Raw genomic sequence first — 17,512 nt, 5'->3', positions numbered from 1 at the left:
GTCGGGTCCTCAGGCGCTGGCCAGGCGTGGCATGCAGGCGTCGTAACGACGACGGTGCTGGTCGGATGAGCCGTACAGGTTGGCCAGGGTCATGGCTTTGCGCAGGTACAGGCCCACGTCGCACTCGTCGGTGTAGCCAATGGCGCCGTGCAACTGCACGGCCTGGCGGGTCACCAGCAAGGCGGCATCGGCGGCGCGGGCCTTGGCCCGGGAAACGGCCGCGCGGCGCTGGGTGGCCGGGGCGCCTGCGTCACAGGTAGCCGCCGCCGCGTCCAGGCTGGCGCGCCACAAGGCCAGTTGCAGCTTCAAGTCCACGGCGCGGTGCTGCAGGGCCTGGAAATTGCCGATGGTCTGGCCGAACTGCTTGCGGGTGCGCAGGTACTCCAGGGTCAGGGCGAAGGCCTGTTCGGCGGCGCCCAGCAGGTAGGCGGCGGTGCCCAGGGCGGCTTCGTCAAGGGCGTCGGCCAGGGCCTGGGCCTGCAGTGGCAAGGTTTCGGCCGGGGCGCTATCCAGCTGCAGGTGGCCGAAGTGGCCGCCGTCCTGAGTGGTGACGATTTCCAACTTCACGCCCGGGGCCTTGGCGTCCACCAGGGCCAGGCCATCGGGGGTGCTGACCAAAAAGCCGTCGGCGCTAGCGGCCATGGGGATGCACAGCTTGCGCCCCCTGACCTTGCCGTTGTGCAGTCGGGTGCCGCCTTCAGCGGCTTCGAGGCTGTCGATCTGCTCTTGCAAGGCTGGCAGCAGCAGGCGCTCACCGCTCAGTTGTGCAGTCAGTTGTTCACCATCGAGCAGGCGCGCCGCCAGCACCGCCGGTACGAAGGGCTCGGGCAGCAAGGCGGCGCCGAACACTTCCAGCAAGGCGCAGTACTCGGCCATGCCCAGGCCAATGCCGCCCTGAGCTTCGGGCAACGACAAGCCTAGCCAGCCGTTGTCGGCCATCTCGCGCCATACCGCGCCGTCGAACCCCGGCACCTGGTAGCGCAGGCCGCGCACTCGGGCCAGCTCGCTGGCCGGGGCGAACGCCACCGCGCTGTCGCGGATCATGCGGATGTTTTCCAAACGTTCTTCAGACGAATGCATCTCGGTCTCCTGATAGCCTGGTAATGAATTCAGTTCTGGGTAGAGGTCGGGGCAAATGTCGCCAGGCCGTTGCTCACCACCAGGGCGTCACGTTCCAGGACACGCGCACGGAAGGAGCCGTCGCGCCAAATCTCACTGCGAATGGTTTCCCCTGGCAGCACCGGCGCAGAAAAACGCAGCGCCATGCTGCGCAAGGCGCCGGCGTCATAATTGCAAAGGGTCTTGAGCAGGGCGTGGCACACCACGCCAAAGGTGCACAACCCGTGTAGAATCGGCCGGCTGAAGCCCGCCGCGCGGGCCACGGCAGGGTCTGCATGCAACGGGTTGTCGTCGCCATTGATTCGGTAATAGAGGGCTTGCTCCGGCCGGGTGGGAAGGTCCACGCAGAAGTCGGGCTCGGCGTCCGGCACCTGGTGGCTGCTGCGCAGTGGCGTGCTATCTCCACCAAAGCCTCCGCCACCACGCAGGAAAGTCGTGCTCAGCGTGCTCGCCAGCAATTGCCCACTCTCAGCGTTACGCACTTCTTTTTGCGTGTAGAGCAAGGCGCCCTGCCCCGGCCCTTTGTCAGCCACCCCGAGGATCTTGGTCGATCCGATCACCTGCCCTTCCACGGGAAGCGGGGCATGCAGGGTAATTTCCTGCTCGCCATGCACCACACACTTGGGGTCCACGCCCGAACGTGGGTCGCCCAGCCAGAAGCCAGGGTGCCCGAGCACCAGTGCCATCGAAGGCATGGCGTTCAGGTCGCGACGGAAGTCGACATAGCCCAATTGCCGCTCGTCCAACGGGTCGCAACCCATCCCGACAGACAGTGCATAGAGCGCCGTCTGTTGTCGGGTCAGGGTTTGGCGGACCACAGGGATCGGATAATCAAGCAGCTTTTCAATCTCGATGGGCATGATGCCATCCCCTTGTTCTTGTCGCTGTTCATGACTTGAGGGGATGTTTCAGCAAGCGAACTTCCAATTCAATTTACGAATTCGAAAGTGCCTCCTCGGTGAATCCGCATTGCAATTCATCAATCGTCAGGGCCACGCATGGCCCACCCATGACCTGGCATGCGCATTGGTTCTGTTCAACGAATCGGAAGTGCCACTTGGCGTTTCATAAATTGAATTCTTGTATCACCTGCCGAATCATTCGACCCATGGGGCAGTGCCTGGGCATGCCTGGGTGGATATCGAATCGCTACAGAGAGGTCGAGCAGTGGAACGGGAATCAATGGAGTTCGATGTAGTCATCGTCGGAGCCGGCCCATCGGGCCTGGCCGCGGCTTGCAGACTCAAGCAGAAGGCGTTGGAAACGGGCCAGCAGATCAATGTCTGCGTGGTCGAAAAGGGCTCTGAAGTTGGTGCCCATATCCTGTCCGGTGCCATCTTCGAGCCCCGCGCATTGAATGAGCTTTTCCCCGATTGGCAAGCGCTCGGCGCGCCGTTGATCACACCGGTAAAGCGCGACGACATCTACTTTCTCCGGGACGCAGAGCGGGCCAGCAAAGTCCCTAATTTCTTTGTTCCTCGTACCATGCACAACGAAGGAAACTTCATCATTTCGTTGGGCAACCTGTGCCGCTGGCTGGCACAACAGGCCGAAGCCTTGGGTGTGGAAATCTACCCCGGATTCGCCGCTCAAGAAGCGCTGATCGATGAACATGGCCGAGTGTGCGGGATCGTCACCGGTGATCTGGGCGTGGATCGTGACGGCCAACCCAAGGCAGGTTATTACACACCTGGCATGGAACTACGCGGCAAATACACCTTGTTCGCGGAGGGTTGCCGTGGGCATATCGGCAAGCAACTGATCAAGCGCTTCGACCTCGACAGCGAGGCTGATGCGCAACACTACGGCCTTGGCATCAAGGAAATCTGGGACATCGATCCGGCGCGACACGAGCCTGGCCTGGTGGTGCACACGGCCGGGTGGCCGCTGAATGACGAGAACCCCGGCGGCTCGTTCCTCTACCACCTGGAAAACAATCAGGTGGTGGTTGGTCTGATCGTCGACCTGTCCTACAGCAACCCCCATCTGTCACCGTTTGACGAGTTCCAGCGCTACAAGCACCACCCGGTGATCAGCCAGTATCTGGAAGGCGGCAAGCGTGTCAGTTACGGCGCCCGGGCTATCTGCAAGGGTGGGTTGAACGCATTGCCCAAGATGGTTTGCCCAGGCGGTGCACTGATCGGCTGTGATCTGGGGACCTTGAACTTTGCCAAGATCAAGGGCAGCCACACCGCAATGAAGTCGGGCATGCTTGCAGCAGAGGCCATCGCGCAAGCGTTACAGGCAGGACGTAGCGGCGACGAACTGTTTGAGTATGTCGAAGGCTTCAAGGCCAGTTGGCTACATGACGAACTACTGCGCAGTCGCAACTTCGGGGCCGCCCTCCACAAGTTTGGTGCGATCGCAGGCGGCGCCTTCAACTTCATTGATCAGAACCTGTTCGGCGGCAAACTCCCGTTCACCCTTCGCGATATCCGCCCGGACCACAGCTGCCTCAAACCGGCTAGCAAGGCACCACGGATCGAATACCCGAAACCGGATGGCAAGCTGAGTTTCGACAAGCTCTCATCGGTGTTTCTTTCCAGTACCAACCACGAGGAAGACCAGCCGGTTCACCTCAAGCTTGCCGACCCTAACCTGCCTATCAACAACAACCTGCCCCTTTTCGATGAGCCCGCTCAACGCTATTGCCCCGCGGGCGTGTATGAAATCGTCGCGGCAGAAAATGGCGATATGCGCCTGCAGATCAATGCGCAGAACTGCCTGCACTGCAAGACCTGCGATATCAAGGACCCCGCCCAGAACATCACTTGGGTTGCCCCGGAAGGAACCGGCGGCCCCAACTATCCCAACATGTAACCTTTTCCCGACAGGACGCACGCCATGAAAACACTCGCAGCCCTCCTCGCAGCCCTGGCACTGGCAGGGTGCTCAAGGGGATTTTTGGAGTCCCACTCCACAGGATTCACTGGCGACAGTGAAAAGACCGCGCAGGCGTACGTGCAGTGCTTGGAGCCCAAGTGGCAAGCACCGGCCACCTCGCTTTCAAAAACTAAGACGCCTACTGGTTACACCCTGGAAGTGTCCGCATTGCATATCGGCCCCATCGCATTGGCTGTGATTCGTGAGCAGACACCGGGGATCAGCGTCGAAGTCTTCTTGCCGACGGCACAAGGCCGAGCGGAACGCTGGGAAGAAGCTGCCAGAGCATGTATGTAGGCGAGAAGTGAAAGAGTACTGTGAACACATGTTAGATATTTTGGCCAATGCTTGGCATTGTCACTTCTCAGACGCCAGATTTTGTGAGGTCGGTCTAGAACATGTAATTCTCCTGATCTGGCTTTGAGTCGATCCTGTCGATTAAAAAAACTTCGAGATGTTTTTGCATTGTTAGCTGTAACTGGCAAGGCGTCGAAAGCAGTCTGGAGCGACCGGCTGCTGTCGACCCAAAGCGGTCAGTGGTTGCAGACCTTTTTGGTCAAATCACTTTTACCGCGCGGCCAATGAACTTCACCGGCCCCGTCGGCAACCCGGTAGGCGAGCCGCCGGCTTTTTCCAGGGTCAGCTCGAACAACTGGTTGGCCTCCAGCGGTGGCAGGCTCTGCAGCGGGACACGATGGGGTTCACCGGGTTTGACCAGGCCCAGCGAAACCGGTGCTCGCCACTGCTCGCCCTTGGTCCAGAACTGCAGGGCCATGCCTTCGGGGACCGCATCCTGGCCCAGCGGGATCAGCTCGATCATGCGGCTGTCGCTGGTCTGCACCACCCAGCCGGCGGTCTGGCTGCTCGGTGCCACCAGTACCACCACGAATTGAGTGTTGGGCGGGGGCGCAGTAAGCAATGTAAACGCCAGGACCGCGCTTGCAGCCAGCCCCGCAGCACTCAGCCCTTGCCACAGGCCGAGGCGTCGCCACCATTTGACTCGCTGTTGTACGGCGGGTGCGGCCAGTTCACTCAGGCTGCGCTGGATACGGCCCCACAGGCGAGCGCTTGCTGGTTGCGGCGCAGCCAGCGCGGTCAGCTCCAGCAAACGTGCCTCCCAGGCATCCACGGCGGCGCGCAAAGCCGGATCGCTGCCCAGGCGCTCAATCACTGTGGCATGTTGCTGTGGCGACAGGGTTCCCAGCACAAACTCGCCGGCGAGGCTGTCCAGTTCCTCGGCAGTATCCGGCTTCATTCCAGGCACTCCCGTAATGCCTTGAGGCTGCGCTTGATCCAGGCTTTGACGGTGCCCAAGGGCGCCCCCAGAAGCCCAGCGATTTCGGCGTGGCTGCAGCCGTCCACATAGGCGTGCAGGATGCAACGCTGCGGTGCAGGCTGCAGTTTTTCGAGGCAACGGTAGATCTTCGCCGACCCTGACCAGAGGTCAATGTCATCGAATCCCCCGTGCAATGTGGGCGTCGTATCCATATCGGCTTCGTCCAGCACCGTTTCGCGGCGGGAATCGCGGATCGAATTCAATGCCAGGTGGCGGGTGATACTGTAGATCCAGCCGCGTGCCGAGCCGCGCGCCGGGTCGAAGCTAGCGGCGCGGGTCCAGATGCGGATAAACGCGTCGTGGACGATATCTTCTGCGCTGGCGTCGTCACGCGCGATGCGCCGAGCAACGCCCAGCAGGCGTGCGCCTTCGTGGTCGTAAAGCGCCTGCAGGGCACGCCGATCGCCCTGTGCGCAGGCCTCCAGGCAGCGGTGGAAGTCGAAGGGGGGGACAGGCGAATTCAACGTGTGCAGCTTCCTTGTGTCATGCAAGGTACCCCGGCCATCCAGCCGGGGGCTTGCCAACGAGCGTAGATGAACGATTGCAAGGTGTCTGCTCAAGTGCGTCTTACTTGGCTGTCCAGAACACATAGTCGGCCTGGTACTGCACGTCCTGCTTGGCACCTTTATTCTGCGCTGTGCAGTCGCTTGTCGGCGCCACGCCGCCGCGGGTGGCCAGGCGCTGGATATAGCTGACCCCTTGCATGGCGCCTTTGCCTTCGGCCGGGTTGGCCTTGACCAGTTGGTAGGGTATGGCGCCTTTGTCCGCCGGTGCCACCGCCAGCTGGGTGCCCGTTACTTTCGAGCCATCCTTGGCCTGCCAGGTAGCGGGCGGGCCGAAGTAATCGCCCACCTGTTTACCGGCGCGATCATTGAGCACTGCCTTGGGGCCGACGAAGGTCCATTCGGTCTGGCCGGGTGTGTTGGCCTTGTCGCGGCATTCGTAGGTGATCTCGCCGACGCCGACGGTTTCGAGCATGACGCGATGGCCATCGGGAACCTTGATCGCGTCTGGCAGCGCGGGCTGGGCGTGGGCGGGCTGCAGGGCCAAGGCGAGGCTGCAAGCGAGCAAGCAGGCGGGGGATTTGAGGTTCATGGGCAGTGCTCCTGATAGGTCATTTGGCTGGGCAGTCACAAGCAGCCCATTCAGCAATACCCGCCAACCGCCGGACTGGATGCACTGAATGGAAAAAAACTGCGCCATGGCCACCCGGGCAGCGGCTGCAAAGCAGGCTAGAGTGGATGAATGCGCCGCAGGAGACCGCCCTCTTTGCCTATCAGACCAAACACTGCGCAGCCCGCCCCAGGGCAAACCGAGGCCCAGGCACAGGATGTACTGCTGCAGGCCTGCGGCAGCGGCAACCGCCTGGCCTTCGAAGCCTTGTACCGCGCCACTTCGGCCCGACTGTTCGGGATCTGCCTGTATTATCTGGGCAATCGCGCCGAGGCAGAAGAGGTGCTGCAGGAGGCCTACACCAGCATCTGGCTCAAGGCTTCCAGTTTTGACCCCGGGCTCGCCAGTGCCTACACATGGCTTGCGACCATCGCTCGGCACAAAGCCATAGACCGGCGACGCGCCCGGCATATCCACGAACCACTCGACAGCGTCGCGCAATGGGACGCGAAGGATGACGTTGCAGACAGCGTCGAACGCGAACGCCAGGGCAATGCAATCGATCGCTGCCTGGCAACACTGGCGGAGGATCAGCAACGCTATATCCGCGTGGCATTCTTCGAAGGCTGCTCGTATGCCGAACTGGCTGAACGCCACAGCATTCCGCTGGGCACCATGAAAAGCTGGATCCGTCGCGGGCTGCTGGTCTTGCGTGGGTGCCTAGGCCTATGACCGATCACGGCGCTCCACCCGACGAACGCGATCAGTTGATTGCCGAATACGTGCTGGGCGTACTCAGCGCCGATGAGCGCGCCCAGGTCGAGGCCATGGCTGCTCAGGACCCCAAAGCCCAGGCGGCGATTGCCGCGTGGCAGTCTCACTTTGCCTGCTGGCTCGATGAGCTGCCCGAGGCCAGCCCGCCAGAGCATGTCTGGCAGGCGATTGAGGAGCAACTGTTCCCGGTAAGCGGCCAGCAGGTGAGAGAACGACCGGCCTGGTGGCGTGGCCTTGGGTTCTGGCGCTGGACCTCGGCGGCCCTGGCGGCCGGCTTGCTGGTCAGCATGATCACGCTCCTGCAGCCGCCCAGCCCAACGCCGCCTGCCATGCTGGCCCGCCTGGAGCAGAGCGACGGGAACACGCTGTTTGCCGCAACGGTTCAAGCCGGCGGTACCAGCGTGCTGTTCATCCCCACCCGAACTACTACTTGGCAATACCGTAGTGCCCAGGTCTGGCTGATCGGTGGCGATGGAACAGCGCACTCGCTTGGCCTGCTACCGGCCAATGTCGCCACCGCCTTGGTCGTGCCCTCGGAACTGGCCAGCGCGTTGACCGCCGGCGCGGTGCTGGCGGTATCGCTAGAACCGCCGGAAGGTTCACCGACCGGGTTGCCGACCGGGCCGGTCATCGCCCAAGGAAAAATATCGTCGTTGTGATGCATCCGTCTGGGTGGCTGCTCCGTATATTCCTCACCTTCATCCGAAGGCCGAAGAATCGAGGAGACGCATCATGCTTACCTTTGTTCAACGCATTGCCGCGACTTGCCTGGCTGCCCTCTGCCTGGCCGCATCCCCCGGCTTCGCCGCCAGCCCGCCCATGGTCGGCGGTGCGCCGATGTACCCCAACAAGACCATTGTCGAGAACGCGGTGAACTCCAAAGACCACACCACACTGGTGGCAGCGGTCAAAGCGGCGGGGCTGGTGGACACCCTCAATAGCAAAGGTCCGTTCACCGTTTTTGCACCGACCAACGAAGCTTTCGCCAAGCTGCCTGCCGGCACAGTCGATACCTTGGTGAAACCCGAGCACAAAGCGGACTTGACGAAGATTCTGACCTACCACGTGGTGTCCGGCACCCTCACCGCCAAGCAATTGATGACCGAGGCCAAGGCGCACGGCGGCAAGATCATGCTGAAAACCGTCCAGGGTGAACCCCTGACCGTCATGCTCCATGGCAGTGAGCTTTGGGTGATGGACGCCAAGGGTGGCAAGGCCGCAGTTACCATCGCCGATGTGATGCAGGCCAATGGCGTGATTCATGTGGTCGATACGGTGTTGATGCCGAAGTAGCGTTGTCGGTCATGGCGGGCATTCTGAGCGATGTCCGCTATGGGTCGGGAGCGGTCAGTCCGGAGCGGCGGCTTTCGACCCATAGGGGACGTCTGGGCTAGGGGGAATAAATCTGTCCCCTTTTCAGTCAATAATTCGTTCATAAAAAAATTGCAGGGAGACTCTCGGTGCATCATCCCGGGAGCGGCTGTGTCGACCCTGCCCCCTTGACATAGGCGGTTAGCACTTCTTCACGGGCCGCCATTCGCTTCAGGTAGCCGGTCACATTGGGCAATGTCCGGATATCAACCTGCAATTGAGCGTGGATGTGCAGCCAGGGATAAATGGCCATGTCGGCAATCGAGTACATCCGAGCAATGAAATCGCGTCCGGCCAAAGCCTTTTCCACTGTGTTGAATAAATGGACGGTTTGTTCCTGATAGCGCGATCTTGCGTACTGGTTGTCTTCGGCCTCTTGATGAATGAAGTGATAGTTCTGCCCGGCCATCGGCCCCAGGCTGCTGATTTGCCAGGCCAGCCAGTGGAGCACCGCATAGCGCTCGGGCCCTACCCACGGTAGGAATCGCGAGTGCTTTTCCGCCAGATATTGAAGGATAGCTCCGGACTCGGGCAGGATCAGCGCCTGATCGTGATCGACCAACAACGGGATCTTTCGGTGGATTGTCAGGCGGGCGAAGTCTGGCTGGTGTTGTTCACCCTGCGCCAGGTTTATCCGGCGGATCCGGTAAGGCACGCCAAGCGCCTCTAGCATGATCAGGATCTTGTGACCATTGGCCGTCGGTGCGAAATAAAGTGTGTACATGGATACGGCTCGCAAAAGCCAATCAGTGGCGGGGGGGCAATCGGCGCGGTTGAGCCCGGTCCGTTACGCCAGGGCTCAGGCAATCGGATAACGCTTGAACAGATCGGTCTGTTCCAGGCGGGCCGCATGGGCATTGATGGCCGGGAAATCGCTGGCCTTGACTACGTCGGGCAGCATCAACTGCATGAACGACCAGGCCACCGCACAAGTGACCTCAACCTGGTCTGGGCGCACGCCGTGCGACGCTTGTGCTGCCAATTGCTTGTCCAACTCCGCGCACGCCGCCAGCAACTGCCGGGTGACGCGTTCGACCCAGGGCTGATGAAGCTTTTCCAACGGTCGAAGATTGTGTTCATAGACGATCTGGACGGTCTTCTCGCATGCCGTCAGCGCCAGTCCCAATGTACTCAAAGCTCTGGCCAACGCCTGTGGTTCGCTTGGCAATAGCTTGCTCTCGGGTGTGCTGAGGGTCTCGAAATAATCGATGATCAGCGTCGAGTCCATCAGTACGGAGCCGTCATCAAGCAGCAGAGTCGGCGCTTTGACCACCGGATTGATCCTCGAAAACTCTTCAAATGTGCTGAACACCGACAGTGGGGCATGTTCGAACTCGATGCCTAGAAGGTCCAGGGATATAGCTACCCGGCGAACGTAAGGTGAATCCAGCATCCCAATGAGTTTCATCGATAGCCTCCTTGATTGATGTTGATCTCTAATGCCGTTATCTGGCGTTTGAATAGCTGGGGTAGCGGCCATGGGAACGGATACGCCTGGTGCTGCTTCTGTGCCCTGGCTGGCTCCAACTGTAGAAGACCTTCCCCATCAATCAGCGCTAGCCCGGCAGACAATTTCACGCGCTCGCCGGGCCCAATCGCGAAGTCGACACCGTCCGCGCTGATCCAATGTTTGCCGCTCACCGCACGCGTGTAGATGTCTTGAGTACACCGCACCGAAACCAATTGCGCGCTGGTCAATGAAATCTGCAACCACTGGTGGTCTTCACAGTCAGGATTACCCGTTGTCATTTGCCGTGCTCCCCACGCATCGTCTATGGCTCCAGTCCTCTTGCTAGTCGAAGACTTTACCGTCACTTACATTAATGAGAGCCTTGCCACTTATAAATCAGTTTTTTTTTCCACTATTTGTAAGAAATACTTACATGTCGACTATTCCTCCAATCACCTGCCTACGCTGCTTCGAATCGGTTGCAAGGCTGGGGAGCGTAACCGCAGCCTCCAAGGAACTGCATGTCACCCATTCGGCCATCAGCCAGCAGATCAAGGTGTTGGAAGAGATGATCGGCGTCACCCTGTTCGTCCGTGAGGGACGGGGTCTGCGGGTCAGTGAGGACGGACGACTGTATGCCTTGCAGATCCGCGAATCCTTAAGCGGAATCGCCGAAGCCACGCGACTGATCAAGACGCAACCTAAGTCAACGGAACTGGTGGTCGCCGTTCTCCCTTCGTTCGGATTCGGCTGGTTGTTGCCCCGCTTGCCACGTTTCCAGCAATTACAGCCGCACATCAGCGTCCGGCTGCAGGCCAATCTGGCGCTATCGAACTTGACGCGGGAATCTGTCGACGTCGGGATCCGCATGGGCAAGGGCGACTGGGATGGGATGGAGCAGCACCTGCTCTTTCATGACGAGACGCTGGTGGTTGCCGCTCCGCACTTCAACGGCGGGGTGCTACCACAGACCCCTGAAGAGATCATCGGCAGCAACATAATTTTCAACATGGAATCATGGCAACCGTGGTGTCAAGCGGCTGGGCTGGATAGGGAAGTCCCACGCATCGGCCTGTGCAGCAACGACTCCAACCTGGTACTTCAAGCGGTGCGCTTGGGCCAGGGGATCGCCCTGGAGCGCCGCAGCCTTGTGCACGACGCGATCCAACGAGGGGAGTTGGTGCAACTCTCCCCCGTGATCGCTCCCTATCCCTACCCGTATTGGCTGGTATTACCCAACCGCGAGCGTTCGGAAACAAAGCAGCAGGTGTTCTCAAGTTGGCTGACGCATGAGGTCGCTGTATATCTGAACAAACTGGATCATGGCAGCAAGACGGTTCGATGATGGCAGATTGTTGCCTTTGCCAAGGGGCTGCTACCGACCCAAAGCGGCCGGTCACTACAGTTAGCAAACGGCCAATTAGCAGGCTTCTACTTCAGGACCTCCAGTTATCTGAGGATTCCAGATTTGCATCAGGTTGAAGCCTGGCTGATCGGCATTCAGGTAATTCGAACAATATTGACTCATTGGATGGCGCTAGTTAGCTTTACACTGAACGGTTTGTTTATGAGTAGGTTCTTTTTGAAGAAATTCCCCAGCCAAAATTTGATGATAGAAATGGCACATGATGAAGCAAGACATGACGAGTAAAGCTACGCCCATGACTCTTGCGCCCCCTGAGCAGCCGTTATGAATAGAATGGGCATCACTCAACATCGTTTCGATAGCAAGTAGCAAAAACCACACAACAAAAATCACCGCCACTACACTCAAAAGCAGATCGAATGCTTTTGCAGCGCACGTTGAGTAGCCCAGAACTGGCACAGCACCTATTATGAACGCGCCAGTTGACATACAGATCGTCCGACCAGCCCTAGATGGCGCGCTGAGTATTTTCATCATGTATCCACTTGGACTTGGGTTGCAAATCAAACCGATCGACAAGGAAAGCACCGACGCAAGTACCAGTAAAATCATGGTTTTCAAAGCGATACCTTCACCCAATGCATCAGTGAAGAATTTATTTAGATTAGTATTTGATGCGTACTCTACCCCCGCACATAGAAAAACTGACCACGCTGCAAAGAACGGAATGGAAAGTAGATCTGTTACCGTTTTCTCCCACACATCCGCGCCCCATCCTTTTCCCGAGTTCGCGTTGTCTGGTTTTTTCATTGGGGGTTCGTCAGGTGCTTGAGGCTGCTTTACTGGTTCGGTTACTGGCGTAGGCGGTACAGCAATCATTGATGCGCCCTCAATAAATCAAATGAAGTCGCTTTTCTCGTTGTGGAAACGAGGAGGTCAAGCCGTTGCGGGGTGAAACAAGGAACAATTGGAAGCATGGAGCACCCTTAACAAGGTTTCGAACGCCGCGCCGATTTAGCGCCAGATAATGAGACGTCATTGTGAAATCGGCAGGATCTGAACGATCTTTAACTCCTTGACCGCCTAGCGCTGATAATGGAAAACCGTCTCGGGCCGTTTGCTGCTCGTCGCGATAGGCAGCAATCGGTCCGTTGTGGGCGCAGAGAGGCGAGCTTGCGTTGATCGAACAGGGCTATGAGGCCTGCCTTTTGCGATTGATGAATGTCTGCTGCTGGCCGTTCGCGGCCCTCTGCGAACGGCCGCTATGGGTCGTTAGCTGCCTCACGCCAAGGGCGGCGTTGGGTCGAGCGATCCCGGTCACGGATTACCGCCATGTCCTGCTATTGGTTACATTAGGTCTGATAAGCCACAGGTTATCCGCACCAATTACAGCGTTGAGCGAGCTGAAATTGACAATGCCGGTACAGACCCCCCTCGCCCAATCGCTGATGCTAATAGACGCGATGCACTGCTGCAGAGACATGATTCGCCGTCGGCACAGCAGCCAGCAGTCGTCCGCTTCTGAAGGGCTGCAGGCGTGCCGGGTGCGCTCTATGGGCGCCATTCAGACGGGGCTTCCATGGGTGGGTTCAGCGGCTTGGCAGACTGACCTTAGCCGACACTTCCCGGCAACTTGATAAACTCAGGGTATTTTCACAGAGCAGTCCGCAGTCGCTGCGCTTACCTACGAGATCGGTGGCGTGCAACCCCGCTTGACGTCATAGTGTCATTGGAGTCTCTCGGCTATCGCCTTTGGAACACTTGCCATGAACAGTATCACGATCCACGGACTTAGCGAGCAGCCCTCAATGAGCTGCTGGACCCCTGCTTATGGGGCTTTCTTGACAAGGCAGGGGCAAATTTTTAGAAAAGCTATCGAAGTGCTAGGCAAAGAAGAACTGGCGCAGCGCTGGATGATCAACCCTGCGCTTGGTCTTGGCAATCATACCCCATGCACCCTGCTTTGGCATGAAGAGAGCTACGCGCAGGTATGGGCCTTCCTCTACCGCCTTGAATACGATGTTTACACGTGAGGGTCTAATTGCTGCTGAACCGGCTAGAGGGTTAGCCCGGTTCCAAGTGCGCATCTGCCCGGTAGTGATACTCCTGAGGCGAAAAGCGACCTGCCGGACCGAACAACAAGTGGGTGACACACATTTCCAAGAATGCAATCGCCTCAGATTGGGCGTATTGCCCATAAAACTTGCGCTGCGCGAGTGATAGAGTACCGCGACTCTGCAGGCAAAGCTTGATCATCTGAGACAATACGTAACCGCGAACATCGTAGCGGGCTTCCACCGTTCTGAGCACAGTATCGTAGCAAGAGTGGAAAACGAACCTCGAATGGGCAGTAAGGGGGGCTTTTTGATCGATCATGGCAGCGTACTCTAAAAGCCTTAATCCGCAGTGACACTGTAAAAATCACGGGGATGCGGCTTGGGATACGACGCGTGAGTTACACGCGAATGAAGGAAAATTGTAGAAAAACCTCAAAAATGAAGATTTTCTTTACTAGGTGAAGAAAATAATCTCGATTGCGACGATCGTAACAAAAAAACGCGACCTCGACATCTTAAGCCTAGAGCTTTCAAGCGTGCAGCCTGACACAGCCTTACGCTGTGCAGTGTCTGGTGAGTGACCATGATACATCCACAACCGAGTGGGTGGTTTGCTGTCGACGAATAGCTTTTTTCGTAAACGTTCTATAAGCTCGAATTAATTATAGCGCCAATTGAATGAGAAGTCTGAGGCGGTTTTGGCGCGATCTTAGATTCAATCCCATAGTCAGTCCGCTTTATCGCCGAAAAAACAGTCGACTCTAAGCCGGATTGGTTTTTATTTTGCGATCCGGCTTGGATTGATTGCAACGTATGCGTTGATTTGGCCGACAGACTCTTGTAGTAATAATGCTAAAGCGTTAGGAGCAATCGACATCGAGTCTCCTCTATCAAGCGCGCCTTGGGCTAATAGCTCATACACGTGATGGAGCACAATCGCACCATATTTATGAGAATCTATAAAGGTCAAAATTTTGCGCTCTTTAAAGGTTCTCTGTATGTCCGGCCGATCTGTATCACAGACCATGTCTGGCTTATCCGCAAAATAAAATGGCGAATTATTTAACATAGCTTCAAGGGTTGCCAACCTAGAGCCGTTATCACTAACGACCTTAAACCTCAACGCCATCATCGCCCTGAAGTACATATCACAACCTGCACGCCCCGCAGAAAAAATAAAATCCAAGATCTTGCCCGTTCGCGCATCCACTAGGAAGCAAATAAATGGATGCCTTTTCATATATGGGCCCGAGATTTTCATCCGCTGCCCTAATACCAGATACAGCGGGAAGATATAAGTAAACAAAAACTAACCTCGTCAGTTTGGCAATGAGACGCGCAGAGCGTTATTTTGATGAATATGGAGATTTGAACGCAGCCACGCATACACTTTTGAATCAGCCTCCCAAACACTTCCCCACACGTCAGAAGCACTCTTCGGCGCGTAATAATTGTCACCTGACACTTGTTCAATCTCCTTTTCCTTGATCCAACCCAATACTACTCCTACGTAAAAAAGTGCACGCGCCCGAGTGGCTGATGATGACCTAAAAACCTGAAGACGCAAAGATATATTCATGGTTTCGTACTGTGACGCTACGATATCAGGTAGTCTTCGAGCGCCAAGATGATCATAAAGGAACGACCCAGGATTAAGCAGAGCACGCATCAGAGCTAAAATCGTGTTGCTCACATCAAGGACATTGGCTTCGTCACCACTCAAAAGCCTTTTGATTCTCCTCTGAACTTTTTCAGCTGATCTAAGAAATGCAGCCCATTGCAACGTGTATTCTTCATGAGAAGAACAGTCATTTGGGCTCATATGATGCCACTTGAAAATGGCCCGAGGCCCATCAAGCAAACGGCCAACATGCGGCGGAGCATCTCTGAGCAACTCACCGTGCTTTATACAAAATGGCTCAAACACATTACGCCAAGAAGATTTCAAAATAGGCGCCCTAGTTACGCGAAGCGCCTCGGAGATACATGAGCAGCAGTAAGACCTTCTATATTGCCAAGGAATCACGGGTTGAATGCAAACTGAAGGAACTAAAAATTTTCTATAATTTCCGCCTATTATCGGCATCAACATCAGCTTTCTCGGCTCATCATAAATAAAATCAAAATCAGCATTGTTGCAGCTTTGCTCGAACTCCAAGATGGATAGATGCGTCATGGAACTAATGATGCCTGGCGTTGACTTCGCCAGTAGATACTGTTGCACTTCTGGAAATTGAGCTAGTCGAAAACACCAAGAAGAAAGGCTTTCACCACCGTAGCATCTTGCTTTCTCGTGCGAGCCAACACTCTTAAACCTGAGTTTACGCATGCAAGAAATCCAAAAGCTTATTCTCTAAACGTATCTCATCCATTTGAAGTCGTGTAGCATGCGTATACACGGACTTCAGCAAGGTTACGAGCTCACCGATTAGGACTCTGCCACTTGCCGCTTGTAGGTAACAAGCATTTGCTATCCTCAGATCTTGTTTGCAGATAACATTAGCCGCATTTAAGAAATCCTTCACAACGGCCGAAATATCCGCCGCATTTAAAAAACCTTTAATCCAAAATTCTTGGTGATTATCTACACTTACCCGTGATGCCAAACTTGAAATCATGCAATTCCTAGTGGAGTACAGAATTATAAGCCCGCTACCGGCCGTGCAAATAGCCTGCAAGGCTTTTACAATCGACTGCCCCCTGTCAGGCTTTGTCACAAAACGATCAACATCATCAATAATCACGACTTTCAAACCGACATATTTAATGTACTCATTGATATACTGAGGAACTGTAGTCAACCGCTCATGGGGAGACCTAAGCCCCAATGCAGCCGAAAAATGGTCTATCAATGTAAGCTCATTCATACTAAATATATATTCTACCTCAACTGCTGCATCACCAAGTAACTCTCTCTGGGCTCTCAAAAATGTTGAAATACCAGATCCCGGCAGTCCGTCAATGCGGTATATCTTAGTGCGGTTTTTATCGACAGATTGTGGGTTTAGAACATTAGAAAACCAATGATAATCCTCACCAAAAAAAATATAATCATTGATTTTTTTTAACGCAACTTCCTTCGCATGCGTACTCATGCCTCCACCAACGTTCGCTCAAGCTCATCGACATCTCTAAGTGTGAGGCACAGGTCTTCCATAATGCAATCAATGTTGTCTAGATGGTGATGTCCGATATGTTCGCTGCCATCCAAAACAGCCGTCATCGCTGCCGCCTGAAGAATTTTCACAATATTATCTGTTAGACCTTGACCCTTTTCCATTATCTTGAGAAACAATCGTTGATCTTTGAAATTAGTAGGATTTTTCAGAGGCAATCTGTGTATATATGACGCAACGAAGCTTCGAAACTCACCATCATTACCCCATTGCTGAAGTGACCGAACTGCATACCGCCTTGCCAACTGGGGATCTCGTCTTAATACTCTTGCTGCATCGGGAATTCCAAAGGCGAACACACACAACCCATAGCTAGAACCTGATAGATTTTTCAGAAGTGAAAGATTTATGCGCTGCTGAAACTCGGTTAGCGTGAGTGCGTCATGAATCTCATCAATCACAATGGCCCGAATATTTTGGCTTTTTATTAAATACTGAAGCTCAGTAGATATATTGTCTGCTTGGCGGGCGCGGCGAGAGGTTTTAATACCTATTTCCTGAAGTATCAACTCCTTTAGGGAGTAGCCATTAGGGCTTTGGTGCATTGTCACAAAAACCATTTTTTCCTGTGCACTTTGGTTTCGCCGCTTCAACTCATCGATGTGGCTTGTTTTGCCTGAGCCACCAGGACCAATCACCACCATACTTGGTGCATTGATCTTATTTTTCATTTGCATCATCAGATACATTTGGTTTATAAGTTTCTCTGCTGATGGGTGGGGTACCCAGATATCCTCGGAACATGCAAGCATCCGCTGGTGATTTGTTAATAAAAAACAGTCCAGCCTGGTAGGGTGGACATGGTTATAGTCCGTCATTTTATCCTCAAATTAGCCGATAACCGCAGCGTACAAGGCAGAATTCCGC

The 17,512-nt window shown here is 55.8% G+C and carries 20 protein-coding genes; 7 read left to right on the top strand and 13 right to left on the bottom strand.

Annotation, left to right across the window (positions count from 1 at the left end; translation table 11 throughout):
- Window positions 1-9: 9 nt before the first annotated feature.
- Window positions 10-1,080, bottom strand: coding sequence for an acyl-CoA dehydrogenase family protein (locus J3A98_RS10315; protein WP_209965856.1), 1,071 nt, complete (start codon window positions 1,078-1,080; stop codon window positions 10-12).
- A gap of 29 nt (window positions 1,081-1,109) precedes the next feature.
- Window positions 1,110-1,979, bottom strand: coding sequence for a MaoC family dehydratase (locus tag J3A98_RS10310; RefSeq protein WP_209965854.1), 870 nt, complete (start codon window positions 1,977-1,979; stop codon window positions 1,110-1,112).
- 307 nt (window positions 1,980-2,286) lie between these two features.
- Between J3A98_RS10310 and J3A98_RS10305 the strand changes: the two genes are divergently transcribed.
- Both J3A98_RS10305 and J3A98_RS10300 read left to right on the top strand, forming a co-directional pair.
- Window positions 2,287-3,939, top strand: coding sequence for an electron transfer flavoprotein-ubiquinone oxidoreductase (locus J3A98_RS10305; RefSeq protein WP_209965853.1), 1,653 nt, complete (start codon window positions 2,287-2,289; stop codon window positions 3,937-3,939).
- Between the two features lie 24 nt (window positions 3,940-3,963).
- Entirely contained in the window at window positions 3,964-4,299 is a 336-nt protein-coding gene (locus tag J3A98_RS10300; protein ID WP_209965850.1) for a hypothetical protein, read from the top strand.
- A gap of 259 nt (window positions 4,300-4,558) precedes the next feature.
- On the opposite strand, the gene J3A98_RS10295 is transcribed toward J3A98_RS10300, so the two are convergent.
- The 3 genes from J3A98_RS10295 to J3A98_RS10285 form a co-directional block, all read right to left on the bottom strand.
- Window positions 4,559-5,257, bottom strand: a complete 699-nt coding sequence (locus J3A98_RS10295; protein ID WP_209965848.1) for an anti-sigma factor — start codon at window positions 5,255-5,257, stop codon at window positions 4,559-4,561.
- Entirely contained in the window at window positions 5,254-5,802 is a 549-nt protein-coding gene (locus tag J3A98_RS10290; RefSeq protein ID WP_209965846.1) for a sigma-70 family RNA polymerase sigma factor, read from the bottom strand. Before J3A98_RS10290 ends, J3A98_RS10295 begins: the two co-directional genes overlap by 4 nt.
- A gap of 103 nt (window positions 5,803-5,905) precedes the next feature.
- On the bottom strand, window positions 5,906-6,433 hold the full coding sequence (locus tag J3A98_RS10285) for a DUF3455 domain-containing protein (RefSeq protein WP_209965844.1): 528 nt from the start codon (window positions 6,431-6,433) through the stop codon (window positions 5,906-5,908).
- A 174-nt stretch (window positions 6,434-6,607) separates the two neighbouring features.
- Between J3A98_RS10285 and J3A98_RS10280 the strand changes: the two genes are divergently transcribed.
- From J3A98_RS10280 to J3A98_RS10270, 3 genes are all read left to right on the top strand, one after another.
- Window positions 6,608-7,183 (top strand): sigma-70 family RNA polymerase sigma factor, encoded by a 576-nt coding sequence (locus J3A98_RS10280; RefSeq protein ID WP_209965840.1) that lies wholly within the window; start codon window positions 6,608-6,610, stop codon window positions 7,181-7,183.
- Window positions 7,180-7,884, top strand: a complete 705-nt coding sequence (locus J3A98_RS10275) for an anti-sigma factor (protein WP_209965838.1) — start codon at window positions 7,180-7,182, stop codon at window positions 7,882-7,884. The genes J3A98_RS10280 and J3A98_RS10275 overlap by 4 nt, the downstream gene beginning before the upstream one ends.
- A 160-nt stretch (window positions 7,885-8,044) precedes the next feature.
- On the top strand, window positions 8,045-8,518 hold the full coding sequence (locus J3A98_RS10270) for a fasciclin domain-containing protein (RefSeq protein WP_245355544.1): 474 nt from the start codon (window positions 8,045-8,047) through the stop codon (window positions 8,516-8,518).
- Between the two features lie 172 nt (window positions 8,519-8,690).
- Here the strand turns inward: J3A98_RS10270 and J3A98_RS10265 are convergent, their stop codons facing one another.
- From J3A98_RS10265 to J3A98_RS10255, 3 genes are all read right to left on the bottom strand, one after another.
- A complete protein-coding gene (locus J3A98_RS10265) occupies window positions 8,691-9,320 on the bottom strand; it encodes a glutathione S-transferase N-terminal domain-containing protein (RefSeq protein ID WP_209965833.1) in 630 nt (209 codons plus the stop codon).
- 75 nt (window positions 9,321-9,395) lie between these two features.
- Window positions 9,396-10,004, bottom strand: a complete 609-nt coding sequence (locus tag J3A98_RS10260) for a glutathione S-transferase (RefSeq protein WP_209965831.1) — start codon at window positions 10,002-10,004, stop codon at window positions 9,396-9,398.
- Window positions 10,001-10,345, bottom strand: a complete 345-nt coding sequence (locus tag J3A98_RS10255) for a hypothetical protein (RefSeq protein WP_209965829.1) — start codon at window positions 10,343-10,345, stop codon at window positions 10,001-10,003. Before J3A98_RS10255 ends, J3A98_RS10260 begins: the two co-directional genes overlap by 4 nt.
- A gap of 134 nt (window positions 10,346-10,479) precedes the next feature.
- Between J3A98_RS10255 and J3A98_RS10250 the strand changes: the two genes are divergently transcribed.
- The gene (locus J3A98_RS10250) at window positions 10,480-11,391 is read left to right on the top strand and encodes a LysR substrate-binding domain-containing protein (protein ID WP_209965826.1); all 912 of its coding nucleotides are present in this window, start codon (window positions 10,480-10,482) and stop codon (window positions 11,389-11,391) included.
- A gap of 192 nt (window positions 11,392-11,583) precedes the next feature.
- Here the strand turns inward: J3A98_RS10250 and J3A98_RS10245 are convergent, their stop codons facing one another.
- A complete protein-coding gene (locus J3A98_RS10245) occupies window positions 11,584-12,222 on the bottom strand; it encodes a hypothetical protein (protein WP_209965824.1) in 639 nt (212 codons plus the stop codon).
- 956 nt (window positions 12,223-13,178) lie between these two features.
- Between J3A98_RS10245 and J3A98_RS10240 the strand changes: the two genes are divergently transcribed.
- Window positions 13,179-13,445, top strand: a complete 267-nt coding sequence (locus J3A98_RS10240; RefSeq protein ID WP_209965821.1) for an antitoxin Xre/MbcA/ParS toxin-binding domain-containing protein — start codon at window positions 13,179-13,181, stop codon at window positions 13,443-13,445.
- An 802-nt stretch (window positions 13,446-14,247) separates the two neighbouring features.
- Here the strand turns inward: J3A98_RS10240 and J3A98_RS10235 are convergent.
- The 4 genes from J3A98_RS10235 to J3A98_RS10220 are packed head-to-tail and all read right to left on the bottom strand — an operon-like array spanning window position 14,248 to window position 17,463.
- Window positions 14,248-14,775 (bottom strand): hypothetical protein, encoded by a 528-nt coding sequence (locus tag J3A98_RS10235; protein ID WP_209965820.1) that lies wholly within the window; start codon window positions 14,773-14,775, stop codon window positions 14,248-14,250.
- 12 nt (window positions 14,776-14,787) lie between these two features.
- The gene (locus tag J3A98_RS10230) at window positions 14,788-15,798 is read right to left on the bottom strand and encodes a hypothetical protein (RefSeq protein ID WP_209965817.1); all 1,011 of its coding nucleotides are present in this window, start codon (window positions 15,796-15,798) and stop codon (window positions 14,788-14,790) included.
- On the bottom strand, window positions 15,791-16,564 hold the full coding sequence (locus J3A98_RS10225) for a hypothetical protein (RefSeq protein ID WP_209965815.1): 774 nt from the start codon (window positions 16,562-16,564) through the stop codon (window positions 15,791-15,793). The genes J3A98_RS10230 and J3A98_RS10225 overlap by 8 nt, the downstream gene beginning before the upstream one ends.
- Window positions 16,561-17,463 (bottom strand): TniB family NTP-binding protein, encoded by a 903-nt coding sequence (locus J3A98_RS10220; protein ID WP_245355154.1) that lies wholly within the window; start codon window positions 17,461-17,463, stop codon window positions 16,561-16,563. Before J3A98_RS10220 ends, J3A98_RS10225 begins: the two co-directional genes overlap by 4 nt.
- Window positions 17,464-17,512 lie beyond the last annotated feature (49 nt).

This window comes from Pseudomonas sp. BP6 (genome assembly GCF_017875935.1).
GTDB classification, from domain to species: Bacteria; Pseudomonadota; Gammaproteobacteria; order Pseudomonadales; family Pseudomonadaceae; genus Aquipseudomonas; species Aquipseudomonas putida_Y.
The sequence above is the reverse complement of the archived record's forward strand: the minus strand, read 5'-3'. Positions and strand labels throughout refer to the sequence as shown.

What these genes read in the sequence shown, in the direction of transcription:
- J3A98_RS10315 (WP_209965856.1), bottom strand. Translation starts at nt 1,080, where the DNA reads ATGCATTCGTCTGAAGAACGTTTGGAAAACATCCGCATGATCCGCGAC.
- J3A98_RS10310 (WP_209965854.1), bottom strand. Translation starts at nt 1,979, where the DNA reads ATGCCCATCGAGATTGAAAAGCTGCTTGATTATCCGATCCCTGTGGTC.
- J3A98_RS10300 (WP_209965850.1), top strand. Translation starts at nt 3,964, where the DNA reads ATGAAAACACTCGCAGCCCTCCTCGCAGCCCTGGCACTGGCAGGGTGC.
- J3A98_RS10295 (WP_209965848.1), bottom strand. Translation starts at nt 5,257, where the DNA reads ATGAAGCCGGATACTGCCGAGGAACTGGACAGCCTCGCCGGCGAGTTT.
- J3A98_RS10285 (WP_209965844.1), bottom strand. Translation starts at nt 6,433, where the DNA reads ATGAACCTCAAATCCCCCGCCTGCTTGCTCGCTTGCAGCCTCGCCTTG.
- J3A98_RS10275 (WP_209965838.1), top strand. Translation starts at nt 7,180, where the DNA reads ATGACCGATCACGGCGCTCCACCCGACGAACGCGATCAGTTGATTGCC.
- J3A98_RS10270 (WP_245355544.1), top strand. Translation starts at nt 8,045, where the DNA reads ATGGTCGGCGGTGCGCCGATGTACCCCAACAAGACCATTGTCGAGAAC.
- J3A98_RS10265 (WP_209965833.1), bottom strand. Translation starts at nt 9,320, where the DNA reads ATGTACACACTTTATTTCGCACCGACGGCCAATGGTCACAAGATCCTG.
- J3A98_RS10260 (WP_209965831.1), bottom strand. Translation starts at nt 10,004, where the DNA reads ATGAAACTCATTGGGATGCTGGATTCACCTTACGTTCGCCGGGTAGCT.
- J3A98_RS10255 (WP_209965829.1), bottom strand. Translation starts at nt 10,345, where the DNA reads ATGACAACGGGTAATCCTGACTGTGAAGACCACCAGTGGTTGCAGATT.
- J3A98_RS10250 (WP_209965826.1), top strand. Translation starts at nt 10,480, where the DNA reads ATGTCGACTATTCCTCCAATCACCTGCCTACGCTGCTTCGAATCGGTT.
- J3A98_RS10245 (WP_209965824.1), bottom strand. Translation starts at nt 12,222, where the DNA reads ATGAAAAAACCAGACAACGCGAACTCGGGAAAAGGATGGGGCGCGGAT.
- J3A98_RS10240 (WP_209965821.1), top strand. Translation starts at nt 13,179, where the DNA reads ATGAACAGTATCACGATCCACGGACTTAGCGAGCAGCCCTCAATGAGC.
- J3A98_RS10230 (WP_209965817.1), bottom strand. Translation starts at nt 15,798, where the DNA reads ATGCGTAAACTCAGGTTTAAGAGTGTTGGCTCGCACGAGAAAGCAAGA.
- J3A98_RS10225 (WP_209965815.1), bottom strand. Translation starts at nt 16,564, where the DNA reads ATGAGTACGCATGCGAAGGAAGTTGCGTTAAAAAAAATCAATGATTAT.
- J3A98_RS10220 (WP_245355154.1), bottom strand. Translation starts at nt 17,463, where the DNA reads ATGACGGACTATAACCATGTCCACCCTACCAGGCTGGACTGTTTTTTA.